19 protein-coding genes are annotated in these 19,170 nt (G+C 69.1%); 10 read left to right on the top strand and 9 right to left on the bottom strand.

Annotated elements, in window-relative coordinates; all coding sequences use genetic code 11:
* Positions 1-237 precede the first annotated feature (237 nt).
* Positions 238-753, top strand: coding sequence for an ACT domain-containing protein (locus CSX12_RS16715; RefSeq protein ID WP_017203376.1), 516 nt, complete (start codon positions 238-240; stop codon positions 751-753).
* 19 nt (positions 754-772) lie between these two features.
* Here CSX12_RS16715 and CSX12_RS16720 read toward each other — a convergent pair whose 3' ends face one another.
* The gene (locus CSX12_RS16720; protein WP_017203377.1) at positions 773-1,456 is read right to left on the bottom strand and encodes an FCD domain-containing protein; all 684 of its coding nucleotides are present in this window, start codon (positions 1,454-1,456) and stop codon (positions 773-775) included.
* A gap of 165 nt (positions 1,457-1,621) precedes the next feature.
* Between CSX12_RS16720 and CSX12_RS16725 the strand changes: the two genes are divergently transcribed.
* Genes CSX12_RS16725 through CSX12_RS16740 form a run of 4 tightly spaced genes read left to right on the top strand, consistent with a single transcriptional unit; the run spans position 1,622 to position 6,097 of the window.
* The gene (locus CSX12_RS16725) at positions 1,622-2,857 is read left to right on the top strand and encodes an aminotransferase class V-fold PLP-dependent enzyme (RefSeq protein WP_124896536.1); all 1,236 of its coding nucleotides are present in this window, start codon (positions 1,622-1,624) and stop codon (positions 2,855-2,857) included.
* A 46-nt stretch (positions 2,858-2,903) separates the two neighbouring features.
* Positions 2,904-4,214: a sugar ABC transporter substrate-binding protein gene (locus CSX12_RS16730; protein ID WP_124896537.1), complete on the top strand. Its 1,311-nt coding sequence runs from the start codon at positions 2,904-2,906 to the stop codon at positions 4,212-4,214.
* Between the two features lie 3 nt (positions 4,215-4,217).
* A complete protein-coding gene (locus tag CSX12_RS16735) occupies positions 4,218-5,180 on the top strand; it encodes a sugar ABC transporter permease (RefSeq protein ID WP_124896538.1) in 963 nt (320 codons plus the stop codon).
* On the top strand, positions 5,177-6,097 hold the full coding sequence (locus CSX12_RS16740) for a carbohydrate ABC transporter permease (RefSeq protein ID WP_206427105.1): 921 nt from the start codon (positions 5,177-5,179) through the stop codon (positions 6,095-6,097). Before CSX12_RS16735 ends, CSX12_RS16740 begins: the two co-directional genes overlap by 4 nt.
* 70 nt (positions 6,098-6,167) lie before the next feature.
* Here CSX12_RS16740 and CSX12_RS16745 read toward each other — a convergent pair whose 3' ends face one another.
* The 3 genes from CSX12_RS16745 to CSX12_RS16755 all read right to left on the bottom strand — a co-directional run bounded on the left by CSX12_RS16745 (position 6,168) and on the right by CSX12_RS16755 (position 9,438).
* Positions 6,168-7,181, bottom strand: coding sequence for an aldo/keto reductase family protein (locus CSX12_RS16745; RefSeq protein WP_124896539.1), 1,014 nt, complete (start codon positions 7,179-7,181; stop codon positions 6,168-6,170).
* 86 nt (positions 7,182-7,267) lie between these two features.
* On the bottom strand, positions 7,268-8,752 hold the full coding sequence (locus CSX12_RS16750; protein ID WP_124896540.1) for a DUF4407 domain-containing protein: 1,485 nt from the start codon (positions 8,750-8,752) through the stop codon (positions 7,268-7,270).
* Between the two features lie 122 nt (positions 8,753-8,874).
* Positions 8,875-9,438, bottom strand: coding sequence for a TetR/AcrR family transcriptional regulator (locus tag CSX12_RS16755; protein ID WP_017203384.1), 564 nt, complete (start codon positions 9,436-9,438; stop codon positions 8,875-8,877).
* Between the two features lie 65 nt (positions 9,439-9,503).
* Between CSX12_RS16755 and CSX12_RS16760 the strand changes: the two genes are divergently transcribed.
* On the top strand, positions 9,504-10,127 hold the full coding sequence (locus CSX12_RS16760; RefSeq protein WP_124896541.1) for an NAD(P)H-dependent oxidoreductase: 624 nt from the start codon (positions 9,504-9,506) through the stop codon (positions 10,125-10,127).
* Here the strand turns inward: CSX12_RS16760 and rlmN are convergent.
* The gene (gene rlmN, locus CSX12_RS16765) at positions 10,076-11,365 is read right to left on the bottom strand and encodes a 23S rRNA (adenine(2503)-C(2))-methyltransferase RlmN (RefSeq protein WP_192576670.1); all 1,290 of its coding nucleotides are present in this window, start codon (positions 11,363-11,365) and stop codon (positions 10,076-10,078) included. The genes CSX12_RS16760 and rlmN overlap by 52 nt on opposite strands.
* A 124-nt stretch (positions 11,366-11,489) precedes the next feature.
* Here rlmN and CSX12_RS16770 point away from each other — a divergent pair, with 124 nt between their 5' ends.
* From CSX12_RS16770 to CSX12_RS16780, 3 genes are all read left to right on the top strand, one after another.
* Entirely contained in the window at positions 11,490-12,128 is a 639-nt protein-coding gene (locus CSX12_RS16770; RefSeq protein ID WP_124896542.1) for a bifunctional 4-hydroxy-2-oxoglutarate aldolase/2-dehydro-3-deoxy-phosphogluconate aldolase, read from the top strand.
* Positions 12,129-12,288: 160 nt separating this feature from the next.
* Positions 12,289-12,876 carry an ankyrin repeat domain-containing protein gene (locus tag CSX12_RS16775; protein ID WP_241160497.1) on the top strand — a complete coding sequence of 196 codons (588 nt, stop codon included), beginning with the start codon at positions 12,289-12,291 and terminating at the stop codon, positions 12,874-12,876.
* Complete coding sequence (locus CSX12_RS16780) at positions 12,873-13,622, top strand: sulfite exporter TauE/SafE family protein (protein ID WP_124896544.1); 750 nt, start codon at positions 12,873-12,875, stop codon at positions 13,620-13,622. Before CSX12_RS16775 ends, CSX12_RS16780 begins: the two co-directional genes overlap by 4 nt.
* Positions 13,623-13,675: 53 nt before the next feature.
* Here CSX12_RS16780 and CSX12_RS16785 read toward each other — a convergent pair whose 3' ends face one another.
* A complete protein-coding gene (locus tag CSX12_RS16785; RefSeq protein ID WP_017203390.1) occupies positions 13,676-14,506 on the bottom strand; it encodes an NAD(P)-dependent oxidoreductase in 831 nt (276 codons plus the stop codon).
* 48 nt (positions 14,507-14,554) lie between these two features.
* Positions 14,555-15,325 carry an SDR family NAD(P)-dependent oxidoreductase gene (locus CSX12_RS16790; protein ID WP_124896545.1) on the bottom strand — a complete coding sequence of 257 codons (771 nt, stop codon included), beginning with the start codon at positions 15,323-15,325 and terminating at the stop codon, positions 14,555-14,557.
* Between the two features lie 197 nt (positions 15,326-15,522).
* Between CSX12_RS16790 and CSX12_RS16795 the strand changes: the two genes are divergently transcribed.
* Complete coding sequence (locus CSX12_RS16795; protein ID WP_206427106.1) at positions 15,523-16,248, top strand: aminoglycoside 3'-phosphotransferase; 726 nt, start codon at positions 15,523-15,525, stop codon at positions 16,246-16,248.
* Positions 16,249-16,264: 16 nt separating this feature from the next.
* On the opposite strand, the gene CSX12_RS16800 is transcribed toward CSX12_RS16795, so the two are convergent.
* Together CSX12_RS16800 and CSX12_RS16805 are read right to left on the bottom strand one after the other, a co-directional pair.
* Entirely contained in the window at positions 16,265-17,761 is a 1,497-nt protein-coding gene (locus CSX12_RS16800; RefSeq protein ID WP_206427107.1) for an amino acid permease, read from the bottom strand.
* Positions 17,762-17,770: 9 nt separating this feature from the next.
* Positions 17,771-19,141 (bottom strand): glutamate decarboxylase, encoded by a 1,371-nt coding sequence (locus CSX12_RS16805; protein WP_124896547.1) that lies wholly within the window; start codon positions 19,139-19,141, stop codon positions 17,771-17,773.
* Between the last annotated feature and the right edge of the window lie 29 nt (positions 19,142-19,170).

Below are 19,170 nucleotides of genomic sequence, written 5' to 3' on the forward strand. Positions count from 1 at the left end.
ACCTGGGTCCCTGAGCTTGTCGAAGGGCCCCACCTGGGACCCTGAGCTTGTCGAAGGGCCCCAGGACCTGGGTCCCTGAGCTCGTCGAAGGGCCCGGCACGCCGCTTCGACAAGCTCAGCGACCCAGGGGGTGGAATTTCCCAGCGACCCAGGGAATGGAAGTTTCCCAGCGACCCAGGGGATGCACGCTCGGCGACCCGAGGAGTGACCGCCGGAGGATCGGGCTACGCTGGCCGCATGACCACACTCATCCTCACCGTCGCGGGTGCAGACCGTCCCGGCCTCGTGGCCGCCGTCGCCGATGTCGTGGACGCACACGGCGGAAACTGGGAGAACAGCTCCCTGGCCGAGCTCGCCGGCACGTTCGCGGGCGTCATCGAGGTGTCGGTGCCGACGGAGCGGGCCGGAGAACTCGAGACCGCGCTGCGAGCGCTCCAGGGGCAGGGGCTGCTCACGCTCTCGGTGCTCACGGGCGCCCCGGAAGCCGCCGCCGACGACGATCGGCTGCTGGAGATCCAGGTGCTCGGGAACGACCGCCCCGGCATCGTGCGCGAGGTCTCGGGCGTGCTGAACGCGCACGCGCTCAGCATCGAGGAGCTCGCGACCGAGACGCGCGACGCGGCGATGGCGGGCGGCCGCCTGTTCGAGGCGTCGGTCACCGCGAAGGTTCCGGCGGATGTCGACCTCGACGCCCTGCGCGCCGACCTCGAGCGGATCGCGGCCGAGATCCAGGTGGACATCACGCTCGGCTGATCGGCGGCTCTGGATCGCGTCAGTCCTCGAGACCGGAGTACTTCCGCACCCAGTACTCCGTGTACGCGACGTGCGCCGAGGCCGCGGCCGAAGCGGCGACGGGGTCCGCCGCGGCGAGTCCTCGGAGGATCGCACGGTGCCCGGCGTCCGAGTGGACCTTGAGCTCGGCTGCATCCTCCGGGTCGGAGATCCGGTACGCACGGGAGCGGGAGCGCAACACGTCGATCAGGCTCGTCAGAGCCTCGTTGCCCGCCACCTCGGAGATGGCCATGTGGAACTCATGGTCCAGGCGCGACTGCGCCTCGAAGTCGGTGGTGCCCTCGATCTCGTCGAGCACCCGGTCGAGAGTCTCGACGGTGCCCTCGTCGATGCGGGCTGCGGCGAGCGCGGCGGCGTGGGGTTCGAGCACCCGGCGGAGCTCGGTCAGCTCCAGCACGCCGGCCATCGGGAGCAGCCCGACCGTGAGCGACAGGCTGCCGATCAGATCGGCGGCCCGCAGTTCGCTCACGTAGCTTCCCGAGCCGTGCCGCGTCTCCAGCACGCCGAGCGCGGCGAGCGTGCGGATGGCTTCGCGCAGCGATCCGCGCGAGACGCCCAGCCGCTCGCACAGCTCCCCTTCGCTGGGCAGGCGATCTCCGGGGCGCAGCGCACCGTCGGCGATCAGGGCCCGCAAGCCGTGCAGCGCCGTGTCGAGTGCGCTCATCGTCATCCTCTCTGACACTCCCCCACCCCTCGTGCAGTCTGTCGGAACCGATCGCCACGGCAAACTCGTATGACGACTATGTTTCATCTTTCCAGATTCGTGGCAAAAACCGGGGGTGTGTGGCAAAGTTGTGCAACAACTCGCCCGACTCATCGATGAGGTCCGATGTCCGCACCGCTGTTCCCCGCACCGCTCACGCTGCACTCCGGCCTGCGAGCGCGCGATGCCTGGCCCCTCGACCCCGACATCATCCACCTCAACCACGGGTCGTTCGGAGCCGTGCCGTCGGTCGTCGTCGCACACCAGGACACGCTGCGACGTCGCGCCGACCTGAGCCCCGTCGAGTGGTTCCCCCGCATCGCCGAGCGCGTGCAGCAAGCCAGGGAGCGCACCGCGCCGTTCGTGGGCGCCCTGGCCGAGGACAGCGTGTTCGTCCCGAACGCATCCGCCGCGGCGACCGTGGTCTACAACGCGCTGCACCTCGACGGCGGCGACGAGATCCTGGTCACGGATCAGGGCTACGGCGCCATCACGATGGGCGCCGAACGCCTCGCGCGCCGCTTCGGCGCAACCGTCCGCACCGTCGCCCTGCCCCTGCTCGCCTCCGACGACGAGGTCGTGCAGCTCTTCGCCGATGCGCTCACGCCGCGCACGCGCCTCATCGTCGTCGACCAGATCACCTCGCCGACGGCGCGACTGCTTCCCACCCGCCGCATCGCCGACCTCGCCGCCGAACACGGCGTGCGCACCCTCGTCGACGGGGCCCACGCCCCTGGCCTCATCCCGGATGCGGCGGCGGTGGCCGGCGGCGACTGGTGGTTCGGCAACCTGCACAAGTGGCCCTGCGCACCGCGCGGCTCCGCCCTCCTCGTGACCACGGCTCCCGACCGGGACGAGCTCTGGCCGCTGATCGACTCGTGGGCCGCGCGGGAGCCGTACCCGGAGCGCTTCGACACGCAGGGCACGATCGACGCCACGACCTACCTGGCCACCCCGACCGCGATCGACTTCATCGAGAGCGAATTCGGCTGGGCGGCCGCGCGCACGGCCATGGCGGAGATCGCGGATGCCGGCGCCGAACTCATCGCCGAGGCCCTGCGTCCGTACGGCGACGAGGACCCGCTCACCCCGCTCCCCTCGCCCGTGCCGTCGATGCGGCTCGTGCGTCTCCCCCTCGGGCTCGGCGCGACCCGCGAGGAGGCCGATGCCCTGCGCATGGATCTGCTCGACGAGGTGGGAGTCGAGACCGCGTTCACGAGCTTCCGTGGCGTCGGCTACTTCCGCCTCTCGGCGCACCTCTACACGGAGGCCTCCGACTTCGAGGCATTCGTGGAACGCTGCGTCCCCCAGATCCTGAGCCGCGCCGGAATCCCCCGCGCGGACTCCCTCATCCTTCCCTGACCCCGTCCATCCACCCGATCCACACCCCCAACCCGAGAGGCACATCGTGAAGAACAAGATCTTGACGACAGCGGCGGGAGTCGGCACCGTCGCCGTCCTCGCCCTCACCGGCTGCTCCGCAGGCTCCGGTCCCTCCGACGACGGCTCCGTCCAGCTGCAGATGGTCGAGAGCCTGACCAACCCCGCCCGCACCGAGCTGCTGCGCGGGCTCCTCGACGACTTCGAGAAGGACAACCCCGACATCACGGTCAACCTGGTGTCCCCGCCCACCGAGCAGGCCGACCAGAAGATCCAGCAGATGCTGCAGTCCGGCAAGGGCGTCGACGTGCTCGAGGTGCGCGACATCACCGTCGGGCCGTTCGCGAACAACGGCTGGCTGTACGACCTCGGCGCCGATCTGAAGAAGTGGGACGGCTGGGACGCCCTGACCGAGAACGCGCAGTCGGCCTCGGTCGCGGAGGACGGCAAGAGCTACTTCGTCCCCTACGGCTTCTACGGCCTGTCGCTCTTCTACCGCACCGACCTCGTGAAGGACGCCGGCTTCGACGGTCCGCCGCACAGCTGGAAGGACCTGCTGGAGCAGGCGTCCGCCATCCAGGACCCGTCGAACAACATCTACGGCTATGCGTTCCGCGGCGGCCAGAACGCGAACAGCAACGTCGTCGCGGCGATCGAGGCCTACACGATCGACGGCCTCGACACGGAGGACGCGTTCCTCATGGAGGACGGCTCGACGATCTTCGCCGCGCCCGAGGCCCAGGAGGCCGTCGACGACTACTTCGACCTCTTCAAGGAGGCCTCGCCGCCGTCCGCCGTGTCGTGGGGCTACCCCGAGATGGTCGCCGGTTTCACGAACGGCACCACCGCGTTCCTCCTGCAGGACCCGGAGGTCATCGCGACGGTGCAGGACTCCTCGCTGACCGAGGACCAGTGGGACACCGCCCCGCTGCTCGTCGGACCCTCCGGCAAGGCCGCACAGCCCCTCGCCGTCGCCGGCTGGGGTGTCGCGGAGAACAGCGAGCACAAGGAGGCAGCGGTGAAGCTCGTGGAGTTCCTCTCTTCGGCCGAGCCCGCCACCGAGTTCGCGCAGGCGAACAGCCTCGTCCCGATCATCGCGGCCGCGGCCGACGACGAGTTCTACTCGACCGGCCCCTGGACGAGCTACGTCACCATGACCGAGGACCCGGAGACGTACGTCAACGTGCGCCAGCCCCGTGGCGTCAGCTGGTGGACCGAGTGGATCCAGAAGTCCGATCAGGATGTGCAGAACGTGCTCCTGGGCAACATGTCGACGAGCGACCTGCTCGCCTCCTGGGATGCGTTCTGGACCGAGAAGTACGCCGCGGAGAAGGGTTGATCCGTGGCCCGCACCATCCGTGAAGGGGGCTCCGTCGGCACCGCGTCTCATCACGCAGTCGGCGGGGCCTCCCCGGCATCGCGTCGTCGGCCCTTCCGTGGTCGCACGGCACTCACGCTGCTGGCGTTCCTCGCGCCGGCGATCGTCTTCGTCTGCTGGTTCACCTACTGGCCGATGCTGCAGGGCGCCCGCATGGCGTTCCACGACTGGAACCTGTGGGACCTCACGTCGACGCCGTTCGTCGGCTTCGACAACTTCCTCGCGGTGTTCCGCGACCCCGCCTTCCCGACCGTGGCGTGGAACTCCGTGCTCTGGGTCGTCGGCTCGCTCGTGCCGCAGCTCGTGATCGGATTCCTCATCGCGCTCGCCCTGCGCAAGCGGTTCCGCTTCCGCGGGCTCTACCAGGCGCTGGTGTTCTTCCCCTGGGCGGTCTCCGGCTTCCTCATCGGCATGCTGTTCCGCTGGATGTTCAACGCCGAGTTCGGCGTGGTGAACGACCTGCTCATGAAGGCGGGGCTGATCGACGCCCCGCTGCCGTGGCTGGCCGACCCGAAGCTCGCGATGTTCGCCGTGATCGTCGCGAACATCTGGTACGGCGTGACCTTCTTCGCGATCATGATCCTCGCGGCGCTGCAGTCGGTGCCGGACGAGATGCTGGAGGCGGCGAGCCTGGACGGCGCCGGCAAGGTGCGGCAGCTGTTCTCGATCATCATCCCGTACATCTCGATGACGCTGCTGCTGACGATCCTGCTGCGCGTGATCTGGATCTTCAACTTCCCCGACATCATCTACGCGATGACGAACGGCGGCCCGGCCAACCAGACCCACATCATCACGACGTGGATGATCAACTACACGCAGCAGGGCAACTACGGCATCGCGAGCGCCATCGGGCTCATCGTCGTGGCGTTCCTCATGGTGTTCTGCGCGTTCTACCTGATGGCGATGCGAAGGGTGCAGCGATGACCATCACCTCATCCGTCCGGACCGGCTCCTCGGTCACGGAGACCCGTCGCATCACGGTGCCCGACCCGAAGGCCGCCCCGCGTCCGAAGCCGCGCGTCACGGTGGGCGGCGTGGTGCGTGTCGTCGGCCTGGGACTGTGGCTGCTCATCACGCTGTTCCCGCTGTACTGGATCGCGCTCACCTCGTTCAAGTCGCCTGGCACGATCAACCGCTTCCCGATCGAGTACTGGCCGAGCGAGCCCTCGCTGGACAACTACACCAGCCTGTTCGAGAAGAGCTCGTTCGGGACGTTCCTGGCGAACTCGGCGATCGTGGCCGTGTCGGCGGGCGCGGTGGCGACCCTCATCGCCCTGCTCAGCGCCTACGTGCTGGCGCGGTTCGAGTTCCGCGGCAAGGGGGCGGTGCTCATCGCGTTCCTGCTGACGCAGATGATCCCGGCCTTCATCGCCCTCGGACCGCTGTACTCGATGATGACCGACCTCGGTCTCGTCGACACCAAGCCGGGACTCATCCTCGTCTACATCGCGATCTGCATCCCGTTCTCCACGGTCATGCTGCGGGGCTTCTTCGAGAACGTCCCCGACGCGCTGGAGGAGGCGGCCATGATCGACGGCTGCTCGCGCCTCGGCGCCCTGTTCCGGGTGCTCGTGCCGGTGATGACCCCTGGCATCATCGCGGCGTTCATCTTCAACTTCGTGAACTGCTGGAACGAGCTGTTCCTGTCGGTCGTGCTGATGAACACCGACGCGAACCGCACAGTGCCATCGGCGCTGAACGGCTTCATCTCCACGTTCAACATCGACTGGGGCTCCATGAGCGCCGCGGCCGTGCTGACGATCCTCCCGACGATGGTGATGTTCGCCCTCGCCAGCCGCTGGATCGTCCAGGGCCTGACGGCCGGGGCCGTCAAGGAGTAACCCCGGCTCCGGTCGCGAAAAAGCATCCATCTACCGGGTAGATGGATGCTTTTTCGCGACGGGAATCGCGTCAGACGAGCCGGGACTTCGGCGAGACCGAGTAGGTGTGCTCGGCGTCGCGGTTGACCGTGTCGCCGAGGGCGTCGTCGATCGCGGTCAGCGTGTCTGCGTCGAGCTTCACGCCGGAGGCCTTGACCGTGTCGGCGAGCTGCTCCGGGCGAGAGGCGCCGACGAGGGCCGCCGCGACGTTCGGGTTCTGCAGGACCCACGCGATCGCGAGCTGCGGCATCGACAGCCCCGCCTGCTCGGCGATCGGCTTGAGGCGCTGCACCGCGGTGAGGATGTCGTCCTTGAGGAAGCTCTTGATGAAGTCGGAGCCGCTGTGCGGGTCGGTCGCCCGCGAGCCCTCCGGCACCGGCTGACCCGGCAGGTACTTGCCGCTGAGCACGCCCTGCGCCATCGGCGACCACACGATCTGCGAGATCCCCAGCTCCTCAGACGCCGGGACGACCTTGCCCTCGATGACCCGCCACAGCATCGAGTACTGCGGCTGGTTCGAGATGAGCTGGATGCCGAGCTGCTTCGCCAGGGCGTGCCCTTCGCGCAGCTGCTCTGCGGTCCACTCCGAGACGCCGATGTAGAGCGCCTTGCCCTGACGGACGACGTCGGCGAAGGCCTGGAACGTCTCCTCCAGCGGGGTCTCGTAGTCGAAGCGATGCGCCTGGTACAGGTCGACGTAGTCGGTGCCGAGACGCTGCAGCGAGCCGTTGATCGACTCGAAGATGTGCTTGCGGCTCAGGCCGGTGTCGTTCGGCCCCTTGGGACCGGTCGGGAAGTACACCTTCGTGAAGATCTCGAGGCTCTCACGGCGCTGACCCTCCAAGGCCTTGCCGAGCACGACCTCGGCCGCCGTGTTCGCGTAGGTGTCCGCGGTGTCGAAGGTGGTGATGCCGGCGTCCAGGGCGGCGTGCACCGTCTTGACCGCGGCGTCGTCCTCGACCTGCGAGGCGTGCGTGACCCAGTTGCCGTAGGTGATCTCCGAGACCTTGAGACCACTGTTGCCGAGATAGCGATAGTTGACCATGGATCAACGCTAGTGGCTGCTCCCGACCACGGGGCCGGATGCGTCGTGATGCTCGCAGCCCACCCCGCTCCCGACGACGACCGCGCTCAGGTCGCCGCCGCGGAAGAGGGAGGAGCGGGCGGAGTCGTGACGATGTCGGCGCGGTCGCGGAAGCCCTCGGCCGTCACCCGGTCGAGCGCCACCTGCTTGCGGATCGCGGCGGCCTTCTCGTACAGGCTCGGTTCCCCGTAGCTCGTCAGCACCTTCACCAGCACGGGGAGCAGCTCGATCATGAAGAACAGTGCGGCGATCAGGATGTGCGCCCACAGGATCGTCGGCTCCTTCTCGCTGAGCCGGTTCAATCCGCTGATCTGACTGAGGAGACCGACCGCTCCCGCGTTGCCCTGCGCCACCGCATCGGCCCGGGCGTTGTAGGCGGCGAGGGCCTGGTCGTAGGTGTCGCGTGCGGCGGGAAGCTGCGACTGCGCCTGCTCGCGGTTGGTGGCCTCGGAGGTCGAGGTGTTCTCCTTCGCGGCGGTCCCTGCGGCGGCGAGCTCCTCGTTGGCGGTCCGCAGCTGCGCGGCGAGCGCGTCGTAGGTCTGCTGCGCTTCGGCGAGCTGTGCCTTCGCCGCATCCGAACTCGCGCCCTCGCCGTTGACACCGGTGCAGCCGGGAACGGTGCCGGCGCCCTCTCCGGTCAGCTCGCACTGGTAGAGCACGCGGGCCTGGTCGATGACGCCCTGCTGTGCGGTCATCTTCGCCGTGAGGTCGTCGACCGTTGCCTGGGCGGCGGCCTCGGTCGCCGATGCCGACTCGGTGCCGGCGACGATGCCCGTGGCGGCCTGGTTCTCGAGCTCGGCGACGCGTGCGGTCGCCGCATCCAGCGCGATCTTCTCGGGCCCGTTCTCGAGCGCCTCCTGGTCGGACTGCGACTGCGTGATGTTGGTCGAGGCGACTTCGCGCGCGATGTCGTTGTGGAAGATCTGCAGCACGAGCGGCTCGGCGACGACGAATCCGATGATCGCCGCCATGATGACTCGCGGGATGGCGAGGCCGATGAGCCGCCAGACGTTCTTGGTCGACGTCATGGTCGACGTGAGGAAGCGGTCGAGGTTGAAGATGATGAGCGCCCACACGAGCGCCAGGGGCACGGCCAGCCAGATCGCGGCCTGCACGCCGGTGGTGAGCGCGAACAGCATGGAGATGGCCGAGACCAGCGCGGTGCCGGCGAGGACGAAGAACATCTGCACGAAGCGGGGCGTCTCGCCGGGTACCCGGTCGAGGATCTCGCCCTCCGCCCCGCCGAGGATGGCGAGGGTGCGGGCGCGCGAGCCGGGGGTGCGCGGCTTCCGGGGCGCCTTGGGCTTCTTCATGCGCGGCTGACGGGGAGGCTTCACCGGCGCGGGCTCTGCCGTGGCGTCGGGGGTCGGCTCAGTCGGCGCGGAGACAGGGACCTCACGGGTGTCATCGGCGCCGGTGGGCTCGAACTCGCGCAGGAAGTCGAGGTCATCGGTCGTGGCGTTCGGGTCGCTCTCGACGATGATCCGACCCTGCGAGTCGAAGCGACCCGGTCGGTGGGCGGAATAGGGCATTCCGACAATCTACGAAACTTCGCCTGTGCATCGCGTGGAAGAGTCCTTTGTTTCCCCCCTCCGGTCGCGATATTCCAGCGATTCGGGGCGGTTTTGGATGGAATATCGCGACGGGAACGGGGTCAGAGCAACCGGTCGAGGGCCGCAGCGTAGGCGGAGAGCGCGTCGTCGAGGGAGAAGTGACCGGCGGCGGCGAGCGTCCCGAGTCCGTGGATCAGGCCCCACAGCGCGACCACATCGGTGGGGCGATCGAGCCCGACCGCGGCGGCTGCGGCGGCGAGGACCGCTTCGAGGCCGTCGATGAGGGGGGCCATGGTGGGTGTCGGAGATCCGGGGATGCACACGGTCGGGTCGTAGACGGCGTCGAACGCGTGCGGGTGCTCCACGGCGAAGCGGATGTACGCCGAGCCGCCGTCCGTGAGCGCGGCTCGGGGGGTCGATGCCGCCTCCGCCGCGGCCCGGACCTGCGTGAGGAGATCCGCCATGCTGCGTTCGGCGATGGCCTTGAGCAGCCCAAGCCGGTCGGAGAAGTGGTGGTACGGGGCGTTGTGGCTGACGTTCGCGGCCCGAGCGACTTCGCGCAGGCTGATCTCCGCCGCGGGCATCCGCTCCAGCAGCTGCATCGCGGCGTCTTCCAGGGCACGGGCCAGGTCGCCGTGGTGGTAGCCGTCCTTCGAACTTGACATGAGCAACATCCTCTCCTATCTTGACAGTGTCCATCAGCTTGACACTGTCCAGATAGGAACCCGACATGACCGCTCTCGTGATCGACGGCCACCCCGACGCTCTCTCCCTCACCGCCGCGGTCGCGCGCCGGTATGCCGACGGTCACGGCGACGCCCGCGTGCTGGCCCTGCGCGAGCTCGCGTTCGACCCGAACCTGAGGTTCGGCTACCGGCAGCGCATGACGCTCGAACCCGACCTCGTCGATGCGAAGCGCGCACTCCAGGAGGCGGACACCATCGTCATCGCGACGCCCCTGTGGTGGGGCTCGGTGCCTGCCCTGCTCAAGGGCTTCTTCGACCGCGCCCTGCTGCCGCAGCAGGAGTACCGATACTCCGACCTCGGGCTCCCGCAGGGACTGCTCCGCGCTCGCCACGGCAGACTGCTCGTGCTGGCGGACACGCCCTGGTACCTCGTGCCGTTCACCGGGCTCCCCGCCCAGACCCACGTCGCCCGCGGCACGATGCGCTTCTGCGGCATCCGCTCGGTACGCACGCACCGCATGCTCGGGGTCAAGGGCGCCGACGAGGCGACCATCACCCGGTGGCTGGACCGCGCCGAACGCCTCGGCGCCGCGGACGGACGCCGCGACCGGACACCTCAGGCCATCGCGGCGGAGGCGGCCTCGTCCTCGGTCGTGGCGACGAGCTGACCGCACGCCCCGTCGATCTCCTTGCCGCGGGTGTCGCGGAGGGTCGTCGGGATGCCGGCGTCGTTGAGCCGGCGCACGAACTCGTTCGTGACATCCTTCTCGGATGCCGTCCAGATCGAGCCGGGTGTCGGGTTCAGCGGGATCGGGTTCACGTGCACCCAGCCGCGTCCGCGCTGGTTGAGCTTGTCCGCCAGCAGGTCGGCACGCCAGGCGTGGTCGTTCATGTCCTTGATCAGCGCGTACTCGATCGACACGCGACGGCCGGTCTTGGCGTAGTAGTCGTACGCGGCGTCGAGGGCCTCGTCGACCTTCCACCGCGAGTTCACCGGGATGAGCTCGTCGCGCAGGTGGTCGTCGGGCGCGTGCAGCGAGAGGGCGAACGTGACGGGGATGTTCTCGTCGGCGAGCTTCTTGATCGCCGGCACGAGGCCGACCGTCGAGACCGTGATGCCGCGAGCGCTCATGCCGAGGCCGTCGGGCTGCGGCGCCACCATGATGCGCACGGCGTCCATCACGCGCTTGTAGTTCGCGAGCGGCTCGCCCATCCCCATGAAGACGATGTTCGAGACGCGTTCCATGCTGTGGTCGTCGGACTTCTTGCCGCCGAGCCCGCCCTCGGCGATCAGCCGGTTGGCGCGCACGATCTGTTCGATGATCTCGGCGGTCGACATGTTGCGGGTCAGTCCCGCCTGCCCGGTCGCGCAGAACGGGCAGTTCATGCCGCAGCCGGCCTGGCTCGACACGCACAGCGTGATGCGACCCGGGTAGCGCATGAGCACCGACTCGACCAGGGCGCCGTCGTGCAGACGCCACAGGAACTTGATCGTGTCACCGCGGTCGGTCTCGAGGCGCCGCACCTCGGTGAGCAGCGGAGGCAGCATCCCGGCGACGAGCTGCTCCCTGGTGTCGGCCGGGAGGTCGGTCATCTGCTCGGGGTCGGACGTGTAGTGCCGGAAGTAGTGGGTCGCGAGCTGCTTCGCACGGAAGCCGGGCAGCCCGAGCTCCTTCACCTTCTCGGTGCGTTCCGCGGGCGTGAGGTCGGCGAGGTGCACGGGCGGCTTCCCACGCTTGGGGCTCGCGAACTGCAGCAGCGGGCGCCCTTCGGCATCCTTCTGCTGCGTCCAGCCCTCGGTCGCAGGGCGCACCTGCGGCGTGCGGGTCTGGCGGATCGCCCCCGAGCGGGACGACGCGGGCGCTGTCGCGGGGCGCGTCTCGCGCGTGCGGGGGTTCTCGGTCATCCCTCCAGGGTACCGGGGCTCGGGTGGGAAGGCCCTGGCAGGCATCGGTAGCTCGATGCCCCTCGGTTGTCGTTACAGGTTGGCGTCCGCGAGAATGAGGGAAGTCCCTCGATCAAGGAGCCCCATGTCCGACCGTCTCGACCGCGCCCGCACCACCGGCATCCTCGCCGTCCTCCGCGCCCCGTCCCCCGAGCTGGCGCTCGAGGCCTCGGAGGCCATCATCCGCGGCGGTGTCACCGGCATCGAGGTGACCTTCTCCACTCCCGACGCGCCGTCGGTGATCCGGGAGCTCATCGCCCGACACGGGGATGCCGCATACATCGGTGCCGGTACCGTGACCACCGCCGCTCAGGCAGAACTCGCGGCGGATGCCGGAGCGGAGTTCCTCGTCAGTCCCGGCACGCTCCCCCACCTCACCCGCAGCATGCTCGACACGGGCCGTGTGGTGATGACCGGCGCGATGACTCCCACCGAGGTCATGGGCGCCCTCGAACTCGGCGTCGACGTCGTGAAGATCTTCCCCGCCTCGCTCGGTGGACCCTCGTACCTCGGGGCCCTGCGCGGACCGTTCCCCGACGCACCGCTCATGCCCACCGGCGGGGTCAGCCCCGACAACCTCGCCGCCTGGTTCGCCGCGGGCGCGGTCGCGGTCGGCGCCGGTGGAGACCTCGCCAACAGCGCCTCGATCACGGCATCCGACTGGGCCGACATCGAGCAGCGCGCCGGACGATTCACCGCCGCGCTCGCTGCTGCCCGCGGCTGACCCCTCTCGATACCGCCGCGTTTGGTATACCGGACGCATGGGTGTGCGACGGATGCTGACCATCGGGAGCGTCCTGATCACGCTGCTGACAGCGACGGGCTGCACAGCGACACTGGATCCGTCGGCGACGGATCCGCACCCGCCGACTCAGGAGGCCACCATGACCGACGCCACTCGCGCTCTGCTCGCCGCGGCTGCGGCCGGAGACGAGACCGCCGTCCGCTCGGCGATCGAGACGGGCGCCGACATCGAGGCGCGCGGATCCGGCGGGATGACACCCCTGGTCGCCGCGACCAAGGCGAACCACACGGCCGCGGCGCGGGTGCTCATCGAGGCCGGCGCGGATGTGAACGCCAAGGACGACATGCAGGACTCGGCCTACCTGTACGCCGGAGCCCGCGGGCACGACGAGATCCTGCGGCTGACTCTCCAGCACGGCGCAGACCTCACCAGCACGAACCGCTTCGGCGGGACGGCGCTCATCCCGGCCGCCGAGCGCGGACTGCTGTCGACCATCCGCATCCTCCTCGAAGCCGGCGTGGACCCGAACCACGTCAACAACCTGAACTGGACGGCCCTGCACGAGGCGATCGTGCTCGGCGACGGGTCTGCGACGTACATCGAAGTCGTGCGCACGCTGCTCGACGGCGGGGCGGATGCGGGGATCCGGGACGGTGACGGCGTGCTGCCGGTCGACCTCGCCGCCGCACGCGGGTACGACGCGATCGTCGCCGAGCTTCGCCGGTGATCGACCTCGACCCCTGGGGATGGGCGGCGCTCGGGGCTGCCGCCCTGACGATCGGGGTGTCGAAGACAGCGCTTCCCGGCGGCAGCATCCTCGCGATCGCGCTGTTCGCCGCGGTGCTGCCCGCTCGCACCTCCACGGCTGCGATGCTGCTGCTGCTCATGGTGGGAGACGTGTTCGCCCTGATCGCCTACCGCCGGCACGCGCACTGGCCGACGCTGCTGCGTCTCGCGCCGGCCGTCGTCGCGGGGCTCCTCATGGGCTTCGCCTTCCTAGCCTTCGCGGGTGACGGGGTGGTCCGCCGTGCGATCGGCGTGATCCTGCTGCTGATGATCGGCGTGACACTGTGGCGGCGGCGGCGGGCTTCGCGGACGGATGCGGTCGCTCCGGCATCCGGCGGCCTCGTGCTGGCGGGCGCCTATGGAACGCTCGGCGGTTTCACGACCATGGTCGCGAACGCCGGCGGCCCGGTGATGTCGATGTATTTCCTGGCCACCCGCACGCCGGTGCAGGTGTTCCTCGGCACGTCGGCGTGGTTCTTCGCGATCATCAACGTGATCAAGGTGCCGTTCCTCGCCGGGATCGGCCTGTTCACGGGTCCGGTGCTGCTGACCGACGCCATCCTCGCCCCGCTCGTGGTGATCGGCGCGCTCGCCGGCCTGCGACTGGCGAGACGGCTGAACCAGCGTGTGTTCGACCGGATCGTGATCGCCCTCACGGTCGCCGGCGCCGTCTACCTCCTGCTCTGATCCCCACCGCGGGTCGCTGAGCCCCCGCCTGGGTCGCTGAGCCTGTCGAAGCGTCAGTCGAGGAAGATGTCCGGGAACAGGGCGCTGTCGGGGGTGCCGGGGATGGCCGCGTACCGGGAGAAGTCCGTCACGCCGTCCGCCTCGAGCACGTCCTCGACGATCAGGGTCTGGCCCGTGTAGGACGCCGCGGGCTTGCACAGCACCGCGTAAGCGGCATCCGCGTAGATGTCGGGCGTGCGGCTGGCCGCCATGACCTTGTCGCCGCCGAGGAGGTTCTGCACGGCGGCGGTCGCGATCGTGGTGCGCGGCCACAGCGTGTTGGCGGCGATCCCGTCACGGGCGAACTCCGCTGCGAGGCCGAGGGTCGCCATCGTCATCCCGAACTTCGCGAGGGTGTAGCCGGTGTGCGCACCGAGCCACTTCGGGGTCGGGTTGAGCGGCGGCGAGAGGGACAGGATGTGCGGGTTCTCGGCGTCCTTCAGGATGGGAACGGCCGTCCGCGACAGCATGAAGGTCCCGCGCACGTTGACGTCCTGCATGAGGTCGTACTTCTTGGCGGAGAGGTCGAGCGAGCGCGAGAGATCGATGACGCTGGCGTTGTTGATGACGATGTCGATCCCGCCGAACTCGCCCTGGGTCTTCATGACGGCTTCCGTGATGTCGTCGTCGACGCGGACGTCTCCGACGATCGGCAGGGCCTGACCGCCGGCCGCGCGGATCTGCTCCGCCGCGGTGTGGATCGTGCCCTCGAGCTTCGGGTGCGGGGTGTCGGTCTTCGCGAGCATGGCGATGTTCGCCCCGTCCGCGGCCGCTCGCAGCGCGATGGCGAGTCCGATCCCGCGGCTTCCGCCCGACATCAGGATGGTCTTTCCGGCCAGGGTCATGGGTTCTCCTTCATAGTGCGACGGGAGCAGCTGGGGCGGTGGGTCGGGTTACTTCGGGGCCATGCGGATCGCGCCGTCGAGGCGGATGGTCTCGCCGTTGAGGTAGCCGTTCTCGACGATGTGCTCCACGAGGGCGGCGTACTCGTCGGGGCGGCCGAGGCGGGAAGGGAACGGGACCTGCTGACCCAGCGAATCCTGCGCGGCCTGCGGGAGGCCCATCAGCATCGGGGTCTCCATGATCCCGGGGGCGATCGTGCAGACGCGGATGCCGTGGCGGGCGAGTTCGCGCGCCACGGGCAGCGTCATGGCGTGCACTCCGCCCTTGGACGCGGAGTACGCCGGCTGGCCGATCTGGCCGTCGAACGCCGCGACGCTCGCGGTGTTGACGATGACGCCGCGCTCCTCCTCCAGGAGGTCGTTCTTGGCGATCAGGGCCGCCGCCTGCGAGATCACGTTGAACGTGCCGACGAGGTTGATCCGCACGATGCGCTCGAAGTCGGCGAGCACGGCGGGGTTACCGCCGCGATCGAGCACCTTGGCCGGCGGCGCGATCCCGGCGCAGTTCACGACAACGCGCAGCGGGGCGGCGGCCTGGGCGGCGGCCTGGGCGGCGGCGACCGCGTCGCGCACGTCGTCGGCGCTCGTGACGTCGGCCGCGACGAAGAGTCCGCCCAGCTCGTCGGCGATCTCGGCGCCCTTCGACGACGCCAGATCGATGATGGTCACGTGCGCGCCGGCGGCTCTGAGCCGCCGAGCGGTGGCGAGTCCGAGGCCCGAGGCGCCTCCTGTGATGAGTGCACCCTGTCCGCTGATCTGCATCTGATGTTCTCCTTCGAACGTCGTCGTGCGACATGCCGTGATGGAACGCAGTATCAGACTACGTGGTTCCTGGTTTCATCACGACCCCGCGCCCGGCCCGAGGTCGGTCGCGCTCCGCGTGTCGGCCGAGCGCCGGCAGCAGCATCGCAAGCGAGCCTACGACACCCCCGAGACGGATGACGGGCAGGATGGGAGGTGTGAGCATCCCCACATCGTCCATCGAAGTGCCGTCCCGCGTGCGCGCGCTGGCCCGCGGCGCCGCCCTCACGCCGGTCTGGCGCAACAGCCTCGGCGGCCTCACCTTCCGCACCGACGACGGGCGCTACATCAAGTGGGGTCCGCACGACGCCGAGGCGAACATGCGCGACGAAGCCGAGCGCATGCGCTGGGCGCGGCGGTGGCTGCCGGTCCCTGACGTGCTCGAACAGGGGCAGGATGCCGAGCACGAGTGGCTCGTGACGGCCGCGCTGCCCGCCTCCAGCGCCGTCGATCCGCGCTGGGCGGCGAAACCCGAGGTCGCGGTGCGCGCGGTAGGGCGGGGGCTCCGGGCGCTGCACGACGCCCTGCCGGTCGCGGAGTGCCCGTGGGGATGGAGCACGGCGGAGCGCATCGCGAATGCGGCGGAACGCGGCACCCAGGTCCCGGTCGAGCTGCATGCGGAGCCTCCGATCGACTGCCTCGTGGTCTGCCACGGTGACGCATGCCTGCCGAACACCCTGCTCGACGACGACGGCGAGCCGGCGGGCTTCGTCGACCTCGCGGCCCTCGGCGTGGCCGACCGCTGGGCCGACATCGCCGTCGCCTCGATGAGCACGCTGTGGAACTACGGCCCCGGCTGGGAGGACACGCTCATCGAGGCGTACGGCGTCGAGCCCGACCGCGAGCGACTCGAGTACTACCGCCGGCTCTGGAACGAGTCCTGACCCGCCCGGTCGGCGCTCAGGCCTCGGGATGCGCGTCGCTGAGCAGGCTGCCGTCCGCGGGGCGGCGGTCCCATCCCGGTCGTCGCAGCGCGTAGAACAGCAGCGGCGGAGCACCGAGCACGACGATCACGACACCGACGATCCACGGATACAGGGCAGGCGGGAACGCGGTGAACCCGTCGGGCGGGATGAACGCGAGCAGGAAGGCAGCGAGGCACGCGACGAAGCCCACCCCCGCCACGAACGGCAGCGCCGTGACGCGGTAGGCGCGGTGCACGTTCGGCTCCTTGCGGCGCAGCACGATCGCCGACGCGAACATCAGCATGTACATGATGAGGTAGAGCGCCGCCGCCATGTCGATGAGGGCGACGAAGGCCGCGCTCACGTTCGGCACGATGATGAAGATCGCCGCGAGCACCGTCACGATCGTGCCCTGCAGCATGAGGATCCCGGACTGGATGCCGGCCTTGTTGCGCTTCTGCAGCGCCGGAGGGAGCAGACCCGTCTCCGCCGCGGCGAGCACGCCCTTCGACGGACCGGCCACCCAGGTGATCACCGACGCGAGGGCTCCCGCTGCGATGAGGGCAGAGACCACAGCGGTGGCCCAGCCGACACCCCAGTGGTCGAAGTACACCCCGAACGCGAGCATGATGCCGTTGGTCAGCCCCAGTTCCTTCGACGGGACGGCGACCGAGATCGCCAGCGTCGGCAGGACGAACACCAGCAGGATGAGGAGGGCGGCGAGGAACACCGACCGCGGGTACCCCTTCCCCGGGTCCTTCATCTGGTTCACGTGCACGGCGTTGACCTCCATGCCGGCATAAGCGAGCACGTTCGACACGATCAGCACGATCGAGGCGAGTCCGGTGAACGGCGGGATCAGCGCGGACGGTGCGAGCGAGACCTGACTCCTCTCCCCGCTGAACACCCAGATCGCCCCGAAGACGATGAGCAGCACCGCGGGCAGCAGCGTGCCGAGGATGCCGCCCCACGACCCGAGCTTGGCGAAGAGGTTGCCGCCGCGCAGCGTGACCAGCGTCGCGCCCCAGTAGAAGACGATGATGACGACGGCGGTGAAGAACCCGGAGCTCGACAGGGACGGGTCGACGAAGACGAACGCGAGCGCACCGGCGATGAAGGCCAGTTGCGTGGGGAACCAGACGACGTTCTGGATCCACTGCAGCCACACCGCGGTGAAGCCCCAGCGATTGCCGAGCGCTTCGCGCACCCACACGTACACCCCGCCTTTCCATCCCGTGGCGAGTTCGGCTGCGACCAGCGCGGTCGGGACCAGGAACACGATCGCCGGGATCAGGTAGAGCATGACGCTGCCGAGACCGTAGGTCGCCATCGCCGGCAGGGAGCGCAGACTGGCCACGACGACGAGGGTGAGCAGCGCGAGCTGGCCCACCCCGAGCACCGCGACCGCGGGACGAGAGATCTGCTTCGGGGGTGGGTTCGTCGTCCCGGCAGCGGCGGGAGCGGGCCGGGATGCGGGCGTGGCGTCGGACATCACGCCCTCCTAGTGGTGGAACGCCGAGTCGGGGTGATCCGCGGGCATCGGCGCGGTGAGCGCGTCGAGGTGCTCGACCTCGGCGGCGATCGCGTCCAGCAGCTCTGCGGCGAGGTCCATGCTCAGGCCGTTGCGCACGACGATGCGCTGCACCGTGATCTGCTCCAGGTCGGCGGGCATCGGGTACGCCGGCACGAGCCAGCCGCGCATCCGCAGCCGATCCTGCAGGTGGTAGAGGTTCCAGTTCTCGGTATGGCCGTCCTTCAGGCGCCAGGCGAAGACCGGGATGTCGCTGCCGTCGTTCCACAGCTCGAATGCCTCGAGCTTCGCGATCCCCGCCGCGAGGAACTTCGCGACGTCCTGCGACGCCTGCTGCACGGCGCGGTACCCCTCGACGCCGAGGCGCAGGAAGAGGTAGTACTGCAGCAGCACCTGGGCACCAGGACGCGAGAAGTTGAGCGCGAACGTCGGCATCTCACCGCCGAGGTAGCTCACCTTGAACACCAGCTCCTCGGGGAGCCACTGCGCGTCGCGCCACACGACCCAGCCGAGACCCGGGTACACCAGGCCGTACTTGTGCCCGGAGGTGTTGATCGAGTGCACCCGCTCGAGCCGGAAGTCCCACTGCAGGTCGGGCTGCAGGAAGGGCGCGATCATGGCCCCGGAGGCGCCGTCGACGTGGATCGGGATGTCGAGTCCGGTGCGCTGCTGGAACGCGTCCAGGGCTGCGGCGATCTCCGCCACCGGCTCGTACATCCCGGTGTAGGTGACACCCATGATCGCGACCACGCCGATCGTGTTCTCGTCGACGTATCTGTCGAGGTCGTGGCCGTCGAGCGTCTTGTGCTCCTCGCTGATGGGCACGTAGCGCGGTTCGACGTCGAAGTAGTTGCAGAACTTCTCCCAGCACACCTGCACCGCCGAGCTCATCACGAGGTTCGGAGAAGAGGTGTCCTTGCCGGCGGCGCGGCGGGCGAGCTGCCACCGGCGCTTGAACGCCAGCCCGCCGAGCATGCAGGCCTCGGAGGAGCCGATGGTCGAGGTGCCTATGCTGCGCGAGGCGTCGGGAGCGTTCCACAGGTTCGCGAGCATGTGCCAGCAGTTGTCCTCGATCGCCGCCGTCTGCGGATACTCGTCCTTGTCGATCATGTTCTTGTCGAACGATGATTCGTAGACCTGTTTGGCTTCGTCGTCCATCCAGGTGCTGACGAATGTCGCGAGGTTCAGACGCGCGTTGCCGTCGAGGATGGTCTCGTCCTCGACGATCTGCTTCGCCGTCGCCGGCAGCGATTCCTGCTCCGGGATGAGGTGCCGCGGGGCGACCGTCGCCTCCCCCGGCCTCGTGAACAGCGGCTGATAGTCGGAAGAGGGAGTGCTCATGCTCGGAACCTTTCTGAGGGTCGGCCTGG

The sequence above is a fragment of the Microbacterium sp. Y-01 genome (assembly GCF_003856715.1).
Taxonomy (GTDB): domain Bacteria; phylum Actinomycetota; class Actinomycetes; order Actinomycetales; family Microbacteriaceae; genus Microbacterium; species Microbacterium algeriense.

Bases quoted from the DNA above. Each gene is read 5' to 3' on its own strand.
- CSX12_RS16715 (WP_017203376.1), top strand. From the start codon at position 238: ATGACCACACTCATCCTCACCGTCGCGGGTGCAGACCGTCCCGGCCTC.
- CSX12_RS16720 (WP_017203377.1), bottom strand. From the start codon at position 1,456: ATGAGCGCACTCGACACGGCGCTGCACGGCTTGCGGGCCCTGATCGCC.
- CSX12_RS16725 (WP_124896536.1), top strand. From the start codon at position 1,622: ATGTCCGCACCGCTGTTCCCCGCACCGCTCACGCTGCACTCCGGCCTG.
- CSX12_RS16740 (WP_206427105.1), top strand. From the start codon at position 5,177: ATGACCATCACCTCATCCGTCCGGACCGGCTCCTCGGTCACGGAGACC.
- CSX12_RS16745 (WP_124896539.1), bottom strand. From the start codon at position 7,181: ATGGTCAACTATCGCTATCTCGGCAACAGTGGTCTCAAGGTCTCGGAG.
- CSX12_RS16750 (WP_124896540.1), bottom strand. From the start codon at position 8,752: ATGCCCTATTCCGCCCACCGACCGGGTCGCTTCGACTCGCAGGGTCGG.
- CSX12_RS16755 (WP_017203384.1), bottom strand. From the start codon at position 9,438: ATGTCAAGTTCGAAGGACGGCTACCACCACGGCGACCTGGCCCGTGCC.
- CSX12_RS16760 (WP_124896541.1), top strand. From the start codon at position 9,504: ATGACCGCTCTCGTGATCGACGGCCACCCCGACGCTCTCTCCCTCACC.
- rlmN (WP_192576670.1), bottom strand. From the start codon at position 11,365: ATGACCGAGAACCCCCGCACGCGCGAGACGCGCCCCGCGACAGCGCCC.
- CSX12_RS16770 (WP_124896542.1), top strand. From the start codon at position 11,490: ATGTCCGACCGTCTCGACCGCGCCCGCACCACCGGCATCCTCGCCGTC.
- CSX12_RS16775 (WP_241160497.1), top strand. From the start codon at position 12,289: ATGACCGACGCCACTCGCGCTCTGCTCGCCGCGGCTGCGGCCGGAGAC.
- CSX12_RS16785 (WP_017203390.1), bottom strand. From the start codon at position 14,506: ATGACCCTGGCCGGAAAGACCATCCTGATGTCGGGCGGAAGCCGCGGG.
- CSX12_RS16790 (WP_124896545.1), bottom strand. From the start codon at position 15,325: ATGCAGATCAGCGGACAGGGTGCACTCATCACAGGAGGCGCCTCGGGC.
- CSX12_RS16800 (WP_206427107.1), bottom strand. From the start codon at position 17,761: ATGTCCGACGCCACGCCCGCATCCCGGCCCGCTCCCGCCGCTGCCGGG.
- CSX12_RS16805 (WP_124896547.1), bottom strand. From the start codon at position 19,141: ATGAGCACTCCCTCTTCCGACTATCAGCCGCTGTTCACGAGGCCGGGG.